Here is a 13,603-nt window from a genome sequence, read left to right as displayed (position 1 = left end):
GCGACCGTCCGCTTCCCCATCTCATTCGCTGCACGCATCACACGTATCGCGATCTCTCCTCGGTTCGCTATCAATATCTTGCTGAACGTCGTCATGGGGGCACCTTTTTGGTTTGGGTGTTTGGGTCAGCTATAACTCTTGTTTCGGGACATTTTTCCGATACCGGGATTCAAGCTGTTTGTCGGATCTACCGACTTATAGAATGCGGCCAGATCAGGCTTGGCCGGATACAGGTGGCCAACGTTATGCTCTGCCGGATATTCAGCCCCGCGTTTGTCCAAAATCTCTAGCATCGCGGCTTTGAGCCTCTTTGGATCAGCGCCTTTTTTCACGATGTAATCTTGATGCAGGACGTGACACATAAAGTGGCCGTAATAGAGTTTGCTAACCAGTTGATCGCTGATTTCTGCGGGCAATTCTTCAAACCAGTCTTCGTCGTTTCGGCGCAACGCGATATCCAGAGCAATGATGTCTTCGACGTCGGATCGGTGCACGTTCATATAGCGCACTGCGGCTCCGGCGGCGGCAAACCGCAATAGTCCGGCCATCTTCGCCTCGCGGTCGTCGCATTCAAAGAAATCCAGTTGTCCTGCGCCCGACATCTCTGACAAGAGCGCGCGGGCCTCATCAATGCCGCCATCCCGCATTTTGAGGATCAGGTGGTGCGGATATGTCTTTCGGTAGGTGCGCATCCGCTTTGGAATGACGTTCGGCCAAATTTTTGCGGCGGTTTGCATGAATTTGTCGGTAAAGTTTCCCATGCCCGGCACAGTGGACAGGCGTGCGTCAACCGCGCCTTTGAGGGCAAAGAACATCGGCAATCGGTCAGTGCCGAGCTTGTCGATCATCACCATTGTGTCCTTGCCATAGACATCAGACAGATCAAACACATCTTCGTGCAGGTATTCTGCGCTGACCGGCAGAGTTTCAAAACCTGCCAAAATACTGCGCCGCAAAAGGCCCAAAGCTGCGGTATCATGGGAACCGACGTAAAATGTCTTTTCCAGATCGTTTTTGGGATAAGTGTCAAGCCGCACTGCAAACACCGCAAGTTTGCCCGCGCAACCCGCAGCTTCGTACAAACGGGATTTGTCGGCATTGAACCGTGCGGGCGTGTCCGCCTCGATGTCGCGCACCCGCTGGACATAGTCGGTGTCCGAGGCGCGGCGATTGCTGACTTCCATGTCCGCAGCCGAGTAGTCACCGGACTGGACACGATTTAAGATCTCCTCGGGTGTGGAACCAAGGTTGATGCCAAGATGATTGACCAGCTCAAGCACACCATCCGGTGTGATGCGGGCGAACAGCGACAGCTCAGTATAGCTGGGCCCGCGCTCCACAAGTGAACCGCCGGAATTATTACAAACACCGCCGACAACCGACGCCCCGATACAGGACGAACCAATCACCGAGTGTGGCTGGCGGCCCAGAGGGGCCAACAGTTTTTCCAGCTTGAACAGGGTCGATCCGGGAAAGGAAATCACCTGTTTGCCATTGTCCAAAAGCTGGATGTCATCCATCCGCCGCGTGTTGATCAGTACAACCCCGCGGTCATAGGTGCCCTTGGGCGTCGAGCCTTCGGTCAAGCCAGTGTTGGCGGCCTGCATGATGACGATTTTATCCGCCGCCACGCAGGCCTGAAGCACTTGCCATTGCTCAAGCAGGGTCTTGGGCTGCACCACAGCCAAGGCGTCCCCTTCGCCCGATCGAAACCCTTTGCGAAACCGCAAGGTGCGCCGTGCATCTGTCAGCACATTTCCGGCGCCGCAAACCTGTTTTAACCGGTCGATAAGGTCGTGATCTGTCATGGGTGCAGTCCCTCTTAGTATGCTACCGAGGGCAGCCATGTCGCCAAGGCGGGCCAAAGAAAGACAAAGGCCAATCCGGTGAGCTGCAAAAGTACAAAGGGGATGATGCCTTTGTAAATGTGCGTCAGTTTAATTTCCGGTGGGCACACCCCTTTGAGGTAAAACAGTGCAAACCCAACGGGCGGTGTCAGAAATGACGTCTGTAGTGTCACCGCCACAAGGATCACGAACCATACCAAAGCCGGTTCATCGATAGCGCCAAATCCGGGAATATCCATACCTAGACTATTGATGATTGGGCGCATCAACGGCAGCACGATCAAAGTGATCTCGATCCAATCCAGTACAAAGCCCAGCAAGAAGACGATGAACAAGATAATCAAAACGGTGCCATTGGGGCCAAATCCAGTGCCAAGGATCATTTCTTCGATCAAGGCATCGCCACCGAGTTCCCGCAGAACATAGCTGAACACCGTTGCGCCAAGGAAAATTGCAAAGATATAGGCCGTTGTGTTGAAGGTGGACTTCAGCACGTTGATCAGCTTTTGCAACGTAAGCTTCCGATAGCCCAAGGCGAGCAATGTTGCCCCCAAGGCACCAACACCAGAGGCTTCTGTTGGAGTGGCAAGACCGCCAAATATAGACCCTAACACAGCGAATATCAGCGCCATGGTTGGAAGAACGGCAACCATCACATCCTTGACGGCGGCCCAATCAGGACGGGTTGCGCCCTCAGGCACCGGGGCCACATCACGTTTCACCAAGGCGATGAAGAAAATATAGGTCAGATAAAGCGTTCCGATGATCACACCCGGAAAAACGGCGGCCATAAACAGATCGCCGACACTCAGGGCCATTTGATCGGCCATGATCACCAACATGATCGACGGTGGGATAAGGATGCCCAATGTACCCGAAGCAGAGACCACACCGGCGGCCAAGCTGGGGGAATACTTTTGCTCCATCATAGACGGAAGGCTCAGGACACCCAGCAAAACAACAGACGCGCCGATAATGCCCGTCGACGCAGCTAGGATGATTCCGATTAAGGTGACAGTGATCGCCAAACCGCCGCGAACAGTGCCAAACAGGCGCTGCATTGCGGTCATCAGGCGCTCGGCCACACCGGATTCGTCCAACATCAGACCCATGAAGATGAACATCGGCAAGGCGACCAGCACCGCGTTGCTCATGGTGGAATAGATCCGGTTGACCACCGCGCCAAGCGTTAGATAGTCAAGGCCGGTCAGCGTTTCTTCTAGCCCTGTCCAGTTCATCATTCCGTTGTCGAACAAATAGGCCAACCCGCAGTAAGCGACCCCCACCCCTGCCAACGTCCAAGCCACTGGAAACCCTGTGAAAAGCAGCGCAATGAAGGTCAAAAACATCGCGATAACCAGCTTTTCCTCGGTCGTATGGACCAGGAAAGTCAGTGCCGTTGCGACCACGGTAAATGCCAGCAAGGCCCAAAAGACCAAACGCAGGTCTTTGCCTTGGCGTTCTTCTTCGTAATTGGTCAACAGCGCGTGGCCGTCGTGGATCAAGCGGGCCAGAGCGGCGATGCCAAGCAAGACAAAGCTGGCTGGAATTACGGCCTTTAGGGCCCATCGTCCTGGTAAACCAGTCGGACTGCTGCTGCGTTCTGCCACGCGCCAGCTTTCGTAGAAGTAATCCCAACCCTGATCGACCATCAGGTACAAGAACGGCACCACAAGCGCCAGAATTCCGATAATTTCGATGACGCGCTGTGCACGCCGGCTAAGTTGCATGTGCAAGATGTCTACCCGTACATGGCTGTCTGTGACCATCGCATAGGAAATTCCGATCATTGTGACCAGACCGTAGAAATGCCACTGAATTTCATCCAGCTTCGGATAGTTCTGGTTTAGCAAATAGCGCAATGCCACCTGCGAAACGATGGCTGTGATCAGCAGGATATTCGCCCACATCACCACATTGCCAATGCCTTTGACAGTCTTGTCCAAGGCGACCGCTAGCCCTTGGGTGTCGCGATCTTCATGTTCGAGGATGTGTTCATATACGTCGACCGGATCGTCGGGCATCTGAATATTTTTGGCCATCGTCTCCTCCTCGGAAGCTGGCTAAATGACAGGGGGATATAGTGCGGGGCCGCGGGGGCCTCCAAATGTGGGGCGGCAGATGGCCGCCCCAATAGCGTTGTGCGTCAGATTACTTGCGTGGAAGGAACGCGTTTTCTTTCCAGACTGCGTAGCCGGTACGGAACTCGGTCAAGTCAGCCAGAACCTTGGCAAAGAATTCATCGTTTGCCGCTTCTTCTTTGGCAACTTCTTCCCACGTGCTGCGGAAGGTCGACAGCATTTCGTCGTTCCACTGTTTGATCTGAACACCGTTGTTTTCGACGTTGTCGATCATTGCAGCGTGCTGGATCGCTTCGCCTTCTGCAAAGCTGTCGGTCATCGATGCTTTGCAAGCGTTTTCGATGATGGCTTTGTGCTGCTCGGTAGCACCGTTCCAAACGTCTTTGTTGATCATCAGTTCAAAAACTGTCGCTTGCTGGTGCCAACCGGGGAAGTAGTTGAACTTGACCAACTTGTGAAAACCAAGACGTGCGTCGATTGCAGGCATCGAGAATTCAGTCGCGTCGATTGCGCCTTTTTCCAGTGCTGGGAAAATTTCCCCGCCCGGCAGCAGCGACGTAGCAACGCCGAGTTTTTGCATGACTTTGCCGCCAAGACCAAAGAAGCGCATCTTCAGACCTTCAAGATCGGACGGGCTGATGATCTCGGTCGCGAACCAGCCGGATGTCTCAGGTGCAATAATTGCACAGGGCATGACGTGGACGTTGTAACCAGCTTGGTCGTACATTTCTTGATACAGCGCATTGCCGTTGCCGTAGTACAGCCACGCCATGTATTCGCCTGCTTCGGGGCCAAAGGGAACCGCTGAGAACAACGGTGCCGCCGGGATTTTGCCCGCCCAGTACCCAGCTGTTGTGTAGCCTGAGTTGATCTTGCCCGAGGACACAGCATCAAGAATTTCGAACGGCGCGACCAGTTTGCCGGGTTCGTAGACTTTCATCTTAAGCGTGCCGCCGGACATCAGGTCCAGCTGCTCTGCGACGCGCGGGATCGGGCTTCCCAAACCGGGCAATGATGTCGAGAAGGCGATTGGGGTCTTCAGCAGCATTTTGTCTGCGGCCATGGCAGCGGGCGCTGCCAAGAGCGACGCGGCAACTGCCAGCGAGGTCAAAGTCGTTTTCATGATGGTTCCTCCAGAATGTCTTGTGGTCGCCACGCAAAACTTCATGACGCGGCGGCATGTTGTGGTAAATATTATTGACCATAGCCATCGGTCAACAACTTTATTTACCTCTTAGCGATAGAACCGGAGGATCTATATCCGCTCCAAAAATTGCTTGGGAAGATCACTGAATTCAGTTTAATGACACTATATTTATTGTTATCAATTACCTATAGCGCAATCATCTCATCCGTATTTCTGGGTAGAAGGCCCTTGCCAAGAGCCCACTTATTGGTAAAGAATACAGACGACTATTTCTTTTCCCCGACCTTCAATTTCAGGTGCGCACCATGACCGACACCAGTCCATTTGATCCAATTGGCCACGAATCAATCGCAAATGCGGTTGTGGACCAGATCGAATCAATGATCGTGGACGGCATCCTCAAGGAGGGCCACAGGCTGCCGTCCGAGCGTGAGCTGGCAGAAGCCATGGGCGTTTCCCGCCCCAAATTGAGGGAAGCACTGCAAACTCTTGAAAGCCGGGGCCTTGTATCTGTGCGGCACGGTGAAGGCAGTTTTATTGCCTCCCTGACCGGGCGCGCAATGTCACCCGCGCTGTTGGCTTTGTATGCTCGTCACGGACGCGCCTTTTACGACTACCTTGAATATCGCCGCGAACAAGAAGGATTCGCGGCGCGGATCGCAGCACAACGCGCAACGCAATCGGACAAGGAGCGCCTGTCCGAAATCATTTCAGAAATGCAAACCGCGTGGGAAAACGACGATATTGAAAGCAGTCAAGAAGCCGATCTGCGGCTACATGTCGCAGTTGTTGATGCCAGTCAGAACACCACACTGATCCACATGATGGCCTCGGTCTATGATCTGACAAGACAGGGGGTTTTCTACAATCGCAAGTTCCTGCGCACAATGGACGGCACTGGCGAGCGGCTATTGCAGCAGCACAAAGACATCGTGCAGGCCATCTTGGACGGAGATCCTGACGCCGCTGAAACCGCAGCACGAACGCATATGGATTTTGTTGAGGAATCATTCCGCATTGGGGAAGATCAAAAAGCCCGCGAAGAGCGCGCATCAAAACGTCGGAAACTCTCTGGCTAAATCTGGAACGTTGGGTCAACACGCCAACATTCTATGCCAAACTGCAAAAAAACGCCCCGCAAAATCCTGCGGGGCGTTTTGTTTTCTAATCCGGATGGATTATGCGAACCACCAGCGTTCCATCATCCGTGAGCTGTCCATCTGGAATACGTTCCCAATGGTGCCCGAGTTGGCCAGCTTGTTCGAATGCGCGTCAACATAGTTGGCGTACATCGGGATGACGGTGCCACCCTCTTTCGAAATCAGCATCTGCATCTCGGTGTACTGGTCTTTGCGCTTGGCACTGTCCAGTTCGGCACGGGCGGTCAAAAGCAGTTCTTGGAAACGTGCATTTTCCCAACCAGTGTCGTTCCAAGGCACACCGGTTTCATAGGCCGATGAGAACATCCAATCTTCGGTCGCACGGCCGGACCAGTAGCATGCGCACCAGGCTTTTTTCAGCCAAACGTTGGACCAGTAGCCATCCGCAGGTTCTTGCACAACGTTAATGTCGATGCCTGCACCTTTGGCCGAAGCCTGATACAGAAGCGCCGCGTCAACCGCGCCGCCAAAGGCCGCGTTTGATGCAGACAAGTCGACCTGAAGTCCGTCAAGACCCGCTTCCTTGATCAGGTGCTTGGCCTTTTCCGGATCATAATCGTTTTGTGGCAAGTCGCTGGCGAAATACTGGTTGGCTGGACCGATCGGGTTATCGTTGCCAACAGCACCGTGCCCTTGCAGAACCTTGTCCACCATTTCCTGACGGTTTACCGAATGCTTCAGCGCTTGGCGAACCTTGACGTTGTCAAAAGGCGACAGGCCAGTCAGCATCGGGAAAGTGAAGTGCTGGTTGCCAGTCACTTCCAAAATAGAGACCATCGGGTTGGCCTTAAGCAGAGACTCCGTTTTGAAATCAACACGGTTTACGGCGTCGACCTGACCAGTCATCAGCGCGTTCATGCGTGCAGATGAATCGTTGATCGCGATAATTTCAACACCGTCGAACCAACCGGCTTTGCCATCTTTGTAATGGCTATCAACACGGCTGAGCAGAGTGCGCACACCGGGATCGAATGCTTCGACCTTGTACAGTCCTGTGCCAATTCCTTTGGCGACCGCTTCTTCGATCTGACCGGCAGGGTACATACAAATGTGATAGTCAGACATCAAGAACGGGAAGTCCGCGTTCCCGTCTTTCAGCGTTAGCTGAAGTTCATGCTCGCCCAGCTTTTTCATTTCAACGATCGAAGAGACAATCGGTTTGGCCGCAGATTTTGCGCCCTCTGCCGTGTGCATGTTCAACGATTCCATAACATCGTCCGCACCGAATGATTTGCCGTTGTGGAAAACAACGCCGGTGCGCAATTTGAAGGTCCAAACCTTGGCGTCTGGTGTCGCTTCCCAGCTTTCGGCCAATTCGCCGACCAATTCGCCACTGGCTGAAATTTCGGTCAGGCAGTCAAAAACGGCACCGTGGGCGGCCATGATCATGTAGCTGTCGGAGTGAGTCCGCGCGTCCCAGCTGTCAGAAGTGTTTGCACCCGCAATACCAAGACGCAAAGTTCCGCCCTTTTGCTGTGCACGAACCGGCATGCCTGTTGCGGCCAATACGCCCGCTGCGGCACCCGAGGCCAAAAGACCGCGTCTGCTGATATTTGTCATCTATCGTCTCCCATATTCTTTGGTTGGCGGGGTATCCCCCGCTGATTAGTGCACCCTTTTTAGGGTGATTCTTATGTCATCTTACCAACTGCAGCGTCGCCAATGTTATCAACTCCTCGTTCCTGAAGAAGATTTGTCAGCCAATCCGGGTCCATTTCAGGCACCGAACTGAGCAAAAGATCCGTATAAGCGTGGTGGGGCGGTGTGAACATCTCTGCTTTGGGTCCCTGCTCCACAACGCACCCATCCTTCATGACAACCACTTCGTCAGCGATGGATTTCACCGTCGCAAGGTCGTGCGTAATGAACATGTAGCTGAGGTTCAACTTGTCCTGAAGGTCAGCCAAAAGACGCAAAATCCCTTCGGCAACCAATTGGTCAAGCGCCGAGGTAACTTCATCGCAGACGATGAAATTTGGTTCCGCAGCCAATGACCGGGCAATGCCGACACGCTGTTTTTGCCCGCCTGACATTTCCGATGGCAGCCGGTCAATGAACTGATCTGCTGGCAATTCGATCTGATCCATCAGCTCTTCGACCCGTTTGCGCCGCGCCTTGCCAGTTAGGCCGGTGTAAAACTCAACCGGGCGGCCAATAATATCCCCAACTGTTTGCCGCGGATTCAGCGCCGTATCAGCCATCTGATAGATCATCTGGATTTTCTGCAATTGGGACCTGTCCCGCTTGCGATAATCCAATGGCAAAGAAGCGCCATCCAACTCGACTTGGCCAATACGAGGCGGCAAAAGACCCGTTATACAGCGCGCGGCTGTCGACTTACCCGATCCTGACTCGCCTACAACTGCAACGGTACGCCCTTGGTGAATGTCAAAACTGATGTCATGCAAGACATCTATTTTGCCATAGGCCGCTGTCACGTTCTGGACCGAAATCACCGGCGTTGCCCCTGTCAGAACCGCTGGCTTTGCCGGACGTTGGAATTCGCGCACAGCCCACAAACTTTTGGTATAGGCCTGCGTTGGATTCGACAGCATCTCTCGGGTTTCGGCCTCTTCGACCTCATCCCCTTTGAGCAACACTTTGATCGTGTCGGCCATCTGCGCCACAACTGCCAGGTCGTGGGTGATATAGATCGCAGCGGTGTTAAATTCCTCAACGATCTGCCGGATCGAGGCAAGGACCTCAATCTGGGTGGTCACATCCAGCGCCGTGGTCGGTTCATCAAAAATAATCAGATCAGGGCGGCAGGCCATAGCCATCGCCGTCATCGCGCGCTGCAACTGTCCACCGGATACCTGATGCGGATAACGAAATCCGATTTCATCAGGGTTGGGCAGGCGCAATTTGCGATACAGCTCCATCCCGTCAGCTTCGCTTTCAGCCTTGGTCATAATGCCATGCTGGATAGGGGCCTCAGTGTGCTGGTCAATCAACCGGTGCGCCGGGTTAAAGCTGGCAGCGGCAGATTGCGCCACATAGGCAATGCGTTTGCCCAGCAACTTGCGTTTATCTTCTGAACTGGCCGACAGCAGATCAATGCCGTCGAAATGCACAGATCCCTTGGATATCCGCACGCCATCGCGGCAAAAGCCCATCGCGGCAAGCCCGAGGGTGGATTTCCCAGCCCCGGATTCGCCGATCAACCCCAGCACTTCGCCTTGGCGAAGTTTCAGATCGACCCCGTTGATAATGGGGTGCCAGTCCTCATCGGACCGGCCCTCCATCCAGATGCCCTTCATCTCAACCAGAACATCATCGTGTTTCGAAGCGTCAGTTTCCATGTCGTTATTCCTTCAGCCCCGAACTGCGATGCAGCATCCAATCCACCACAAAGTTCACCGCCACTGTCAGCAGGGCAATCGCCCCGGCCGCCAACAATGGTGCAGATGAAACTTGCGGTGCAAACGCCGCGTAGTTGATGAACGAAGACATGTCCTTCACCATGGTTCCCCAATCCGCCAAAGGCGGCTGGATACCGACACCCAAAAAGCTGAGTGAAGAAATCGTCAGGAAAACAAAGCAAAAGCGCAAACCAAATTCAGCCAGCAACGGAGCCGTCGCATTTGGCAAGATTTCACGGAAAACGATGTACCTGAGGTTCTCACCGCGCAATTTGGCCGCTTCGATGTAGTCCATCACTACGATGTTCATGCCAACGGCCCGCGCCAAACGAAACACCCGCGTGCTATCGATCAAGGCCATGATCAGCACCATCGCAATGGTCAAACCTGTCCCCTTGACCCACGCCGAGGCCACGGTGATCAGCAACAAGGCAAAGATCAATGCCGGGATTGCCATCAGAACATCCACCAACCGGCTCAGCGATTGATCCACCCAGCCGCGCAACGTTGCGGCCAAGAAACCCAAGCTACCACCAAGAAGGAAGGCGATCATTGTTGTGACGAAAGCGATGCCAACCGTGTTCTGCGCGCCATAAATCAAGCGCGACAGGATATCACGGCCGATTTGATCGGTGCCCAGTGGAAAAGCCGGGTCGCCCCCCAACGCAGGATTGCCACCCGGAACCACATTGGCCTGCGCGAAAACCTGCTCTTGCCCATGTGGTGCCAACCAAGCCGCGAAAATCGCAAAAAAGGTGTAAAGCAAGATTACAAGCACACCGAACGAGGCGGTCAAGGGCATCTGCCGGAACAATTTTCGTGAACCAGCGGTACCAACGGCGCGGCCCAACAGCCGGAACAAAAATGCCAATACGGCGAATAGAATAAAGCCGTGGATTGCCGTGACGAAGTAGAAGTATTTGTTCGCCTCCGCCTCGGGCAGGATAAACTGCGCCTGCACGTATGTCCAAACGGCCCAGATCAACACTGCGGTGCCCAGCGCGTAGCCGAACGCAACAGCAAAAGCCATGTCACGGAACCGCGGCGCATTTCCAGTCACCTTCTGACCAGTAAAGCGGAACGCCCAACCAGCAGCAGCGATCGCGGCCAGCGCGATAAGAAAAGTCATCAAGCCACTCATTTCGGATGCCTCAAACGTGGGTTGGAAACGATTGACAGAATATCCGCCGTCAAATTGAGCAAGATATAAGCCGCCGCGAAGATGAGACAGCAGGCCTGCACAACCGGAATGTCGCGAATTTTCACGCTATCCACAAACAACTGACCGATGCCGGGATAAACAAACACCACTTCGACAACGACGACGCCGGTGATCAAATAGGCAAGGTTCAACGCAACAACGTTGATGATCGGAGCAAGCGCATTGGGCAGCGCATGTTTCACGATAACCCGCATCGGGTTGATGCCCTTGAGACGCGCCATTTCAATATACGGAGAAGCCAAAAGGTTGATAATTGCCGCGCGTGTCATACGCATCATATGTGCCGTTACAACCAAGGTCAGAGTCAAAGCTGGCAACAAGGTTTTCTCAAGCCGGTCGCTGAACGCCATCCCGTCATAGATGTTCGACAGCGACGGCAGCCAAGGATTAAGCACCGCCAAGAACAAGATCAGCACATAGGCCAAAAAGAATTCAGGCGACGAAATCGAGCTGAGCGTCAGAATGTTGGTTGCCCGGTCAAATATCGAATTGCGATAGAGGGCAGCCAAGATACCCAGAGTAACTGCAAAGGGCACGGCGATAGCGGCTGTGACTCCTGCAAGGAACATTGTGTTGGCAAAGCGCGGTGCGATCTGCTGCGCCACCGAAGTTCGGACGCCACTGTCTTCCCCTACGAAGCTGGCGAAATTTGCTTGCGCGAATGAACTGCCTAGGTCGCCCTGAAGTGCGCCCCCGAGCCATTGCATGTATCGTTTTACCGGGTGTTGATCGAGGCCCAGATCCGTTCGGATCGCCTCAACCGCCTCAGGCGTTGCACCTTGGCCCAGAATGGCCTGTGCAAAATCCCCCGGTAGCAAATTCACCGCTGCGAAGATAACTATCGAAACGATGAAGAGCGTCAACAAGCCTAAAGCTAGGCGCTGCGCTATGATTTTTAGAACTGAGTCCAAGATCCCTGTCGGTTTTTTTTCGTGTAAAATCAGGTTAGCGGCTGCTTCCCCCATGTAAAGGGTAGAAAAACGAACCTAAATGCAGAAAAACCGTCAGAACGCTAATTCAACTGGGCTGCAATACGGTCCATCGCGGCGACCAGTTCGGCACTAATGCCCGGTTCTGAAAGCGCATGACCAGCGTTGCGCACCATGCGTAAATCAACTTCGCTCCAAGCTTGCGCCAACTCCCATGCCCGTTGCGGCGGGCAGATCATGTCATAGCGGCCCTGGATGATAACACCCTGAATATGCTTAATTCTATCAACGTTGTTTAGAATCCATCCGTCTTCCTCGAGGAAGCCGCGATTGACAAAATAGTGGTTTTCCAAGCGCGCAAAGGCGCGGGCATATTCACCGGGCGGCTCTCCGCCTTGGCCGTTCGAAAAGACGGATGCCAAGGCATTTTCCCAAACGGACCACGCTTTTCCATAGCGAATTTCTTGATGAATATCGCCGCTAAACAAACGCTTGTGATACGCGCTGATCATATCGCCCCGTTCGGATTCCGGGATCAAGTCGCGAAACCGAGCCCAAGGCTCTGGCCAAAACTGCCCCGCTCCGCCGCCATAGAACCAATCCAGTTCGGTACGGGTCGACAAAAAGACACCGCGCAATACCAGATGGGACACACTGGTTGGATGGCTGATTGCGTAGATCAGCGCCAAGGTAGCCCCCCAGCTGCCGCCAAAAACGATGAATTCCTCGATATCCAGTGCGGCACGGATGCGTTCGATGTCAGCAACCAAATGCCACGTCGTATTGTGATCGACACTGGCGTGGGGCCGTGATTTCCCGCACCCTCGCTGATCGAACAAGACAACACGATAGACAGACGGATCGAAATACCGCCGCATCGCCGGACTACAGCCGCCACCCGGCCCGCCATGCAAAACAATCACCGGCACACCTTCGGGGTTGCCGCTTTGCTCGACATAGATATTGTGCCCGTCTCCAACATCCATCATGCGTTGATCAAAGGGATCGATCGGTGGGTAAAGATACTGCACTGCGCGCTTTTGGCCCGTGAATTTGTCCATGACCCAACTATATTGTCCAGCACAGGGAAAAGACCATGGGGAAAGTTATGGTGACCACCGTTGATGCATCCGAAGTTGCCAAATTTGAGGCAATGGCCGCCGAATGGTGGGATCCTAATGGCAAGTTCAAGCCATTGCACATGATGAACCCTGTGCGTTTGGATTACATCACCACTCAGATTGCTGGCGAATTTGACCGCGATTTGAATCATGAAAAACCTTTTGAGGGTCTGCGTATCTTGGACATTGGCTGCGGTGGCGGTCTTTTGTGTGAACCCATGGCGCGCCTTGGGGCGCAGGTGATTGGCGTCGACGCCGCCGGTGGCAATATTCCTGTGGCGGCGGCACATGCGGCTCAATCGGGTCTGGCGATCGATTATCGTCACACAACAGCCGAAGATATGGCTGCAGCGGGCGAACAGTTTGACGTTGTGATCAACATGGAAGTCGTCGAGCATGTGGCCGACCCGCAGGCCTATCTCACCGCCTGCCAACAGCTGCTAAAGCCCGGCGGTTTGCATCTGTGTTCCACTATCAACCGCAATCCCAAAAGCTTTGCCGTGGCGATTGTCGGGGCCGAGGTGATCATGCGCTGGCTCCCCAAGGGCACCCATGAATGGGCAAAGTTCATCACACCGGATGAGCTGTACGGACTTATCACAACCGCAGGTTTGACGCCGGTGGATCGCAAGGGATATGTCTTTAACCCTATCACTTGGAAATGGAGCATTTCCGACCGCGATCTTTCGGTGAATTACGTCACCGCTGCTGTCAAACCTAGCTGAGTTCACCGG

11 protein-coding genes are annotated in these 13,603 nt (G+C 54.0%); 2 read left to right on the top strand and 9 right to left on the bottom strand.

Annotated features, from left to right (window positions below):
- The 4 genes from C8N36_RS24915 to C8N36_RS20905 all read right to left on the bottom strand — a co-directional run.
- Positions 1-95: biotin carboxylase N-terminal domain-containing protein (locus tag C8N36_RS24915; protein WP_146227677.1), on the bottom strand; the 95-nt coding region annotated here is incomplete at its 3' end.
- A 30-nt stretch (positions 96-125) separates the two neighbouring features.
- Positions 126-1,808, bottom strand: coding sequence for a D-lactate dehydrogenase (gene dld / locus C8N36_RS20915; RefSeq protein ID WP_097806651.1), 1,683 nt, complete (start codon positions 1,806-1,808; stop codon positions 126-128).
- A 14-nt stretch (positions 1,809-1,822) separates the two neighbouring features.
- On the bottom strand, positions 1,823-3,889 hold the full coding sequence (locus C8N36_RS20910) for a TRAP transporter large permease subunit (protein WP_097806650.1): 2,067 nt from the start codon (positions 3,887-3,889) through the stop codon (positions 1,823-1,825).
- 109 nt (positions 3,890-3,998) lie between these two features.
- Entirely contained in the window at positions 3,999-5,051 is a 1,053-nt protein-coding gene (locus C8N36_RS20905; RefSeq protein WP_097806649.1) for a TRAP transporter substrate-binding protein, read from the bottom strand.
- Between the two features lie 329 nt (positions 5,052-5,380).
- Here C8N36_RS20905 and C8N36_RS20900 point away from each other — a divergent pair, with 329 nt between their 5' ends.
- Positions 5,381-6,154 (top strand): FadR/GntR family transcriptional regulator, encoded by a 774-nt coding sequence (locus C8N36_RS20900; protein WP_097806648.1) that lies wholly within the window; start codon positions 5,381-5,383, stop codon positions 6,152-6,154.
- 99 nt (positions 6,155-6,253) lie between these two features.
- On the opposite strand, the gene C8N36_RS20895 is transcribed toward C8N36_RS20900, so the two are convergent.
- The 5 genes from C8N36_RS20895 to pip form a co-directional block, all read right to left on the bottom strand.
- Positions 6,254-7,795 (bottom strand): ABC transporter substrate-binding protein, encoded by a 1,542-nt coding sequence (locus C8N36_RS20895; RefSeq protein ID WP_097806647.1) that lies wholly within the window; start codon positions 7,793-7,795, stop codon positions 6,254-6,256.
- A gap of 71 nt (positions 7,796-7,866) precedes the next feature.
- Positions 7,867-9,537, bottom strand: coding sequence for an ABC transporter ATP-binding protein (locus C8N36_RS20890; RefSeq protein WP_097806646.1), 1,671 nt, complete (start codon positions 9,535-9,537; stop codon positions 7,867-7,869).
- A 4-nt stretch (positions 9,538-9,541) separates the two neighbouring features.
- On the bottom strand, positions 9,542-10,738 hold the full coding sequence (locus C8N36_RS20885; RefSeq protein ID WP_097806645.1) for an ABC transporter permease: 1,197 nt from the start codon (positions 10,736-10,738) through the stop codon (positions 9,542-9,544).
- Positions 10,735-11,730 carry an ABC transporter permease gene (locus tag C8N36_RS20880; RefSeq protein WP_097806665.1) on the bottom strand — a complete coding sequence of 332 codons (996 nt, stop codon included), beginning with the start codon at positions 11,728-11,730 and terminating at the stop codon, positions 10,735-10,737. The genes C8N36_RS20885 and C8N36_RS20880 overlap by 4 nt, the downstream gene beginning before the upstream one ends.
- A gap of 101 nt (positions 11,731-11,831) precedes the next feature.
- Positions 11,832-12,809 carry a prolyl aminopeptidase gene (pip, locus tag C8N36_RS20875; RefSeq protein ID WP_097806644.1) on the bottom strand — a complete coding sequence of 326 codons (978 nt, stop codon included), beginning with the start codon at positions 12,807-12,809 and terminating at the stop codon, positions 11,832-11,834.
- Between the two features lie 35 nt (positions 12,810-12,844).
- Between pip and ubiG the strand changes: the two genes are divergently transcribed.
- Complete coding sequence (gene ubiG, locus C8N36_RS20870; RefSeq protein WP_245911009.1) at positions 12,845-13,594, top strand: bifunctional 2-polyprenyl-6-hydroxyphenol methylase/3-demethylubiquinol 3-O-methyltransferase UbiG; 750 nt, start codon at positions 12,845-12,847, stop codon at positions 13,592-13,594.
- Positions 13,595-13,603 lie beyond the last annotated feature (9 nt).

The organism is Pelagimonas varians (assembly GCF_003208435.1).
GTDB lineage: Bacteria > Pseudomonadota > Alphaproteobacteria > Rhodobacterales > Rhodobacteraceae > Pelagimonas > Pelagimonas varians.
Note: the sequence above shows the minus strand (reverse complement) of the source record. Positions and strands in the feature narration are given on the sequence as shown.

Coding starts and splice junctions, on each gene's coding strand:
- dld (WP_097806651.1), bottom strand. CDS start 1,808: ATGACAGATCACGACCTTATCGACCGGTTAAAACAGGTTTGCGGCGCC.
- C8N36_RS20910 (WP_097806650.1), bottom strand. CDS start 3,889: ATGGCCAAAAATATTCAGATGCCCGACGATCCGGTCGACGTATATGAA.
- C8N36_RS20905 (WP_097806649.1), bottom strand. CDS start 5,051: ATGAAAACGACTTTGACCTCGCTGGCAGTTGCCGCGTCGCTCTTGGCA.
- C8N36_RS20900 (WP_097806648.1), top strand. CDS start 5,381: ATGACCGACACCAGTCCATTTGATCCAATTGGCCACGAATCAATCGCA.
- C8N36_RS20895 (WP_097806647.1), bottom strand. CDS start 7,795: ATGACAAATATCAGCAGACGCGGTCTTTTGGCCTCGGGTGCCGCAGCG.
- C8N36_RS20890 (WP_097806646.1), bottom strand. CDS start 9,537: ATGGAAACTGACGCTTCGAAACACGATGATGTTCTGGTTGAGATGAAG.
- C8N36_RS20885 (WP_097806645.1), bottom strand. CDS start 10,738: ATGAGTGGCTTGATGACTTTTCTTATCGCGCTGGCCGCGATCGCTGCT.
- pip (WP_097806644.1), bottom strand. CDS start 12,809: ATGGACAAATTCACGGGCCAAAAGCGCGCAGTGCAGTATCTTTACCCA.
- ubiG (WP_245911009.1), top strand. CDS start 12,845: ATGGGGAAAGTTATGGTGACCACCGTTGATGCATCCGAAGTTGCCAAA.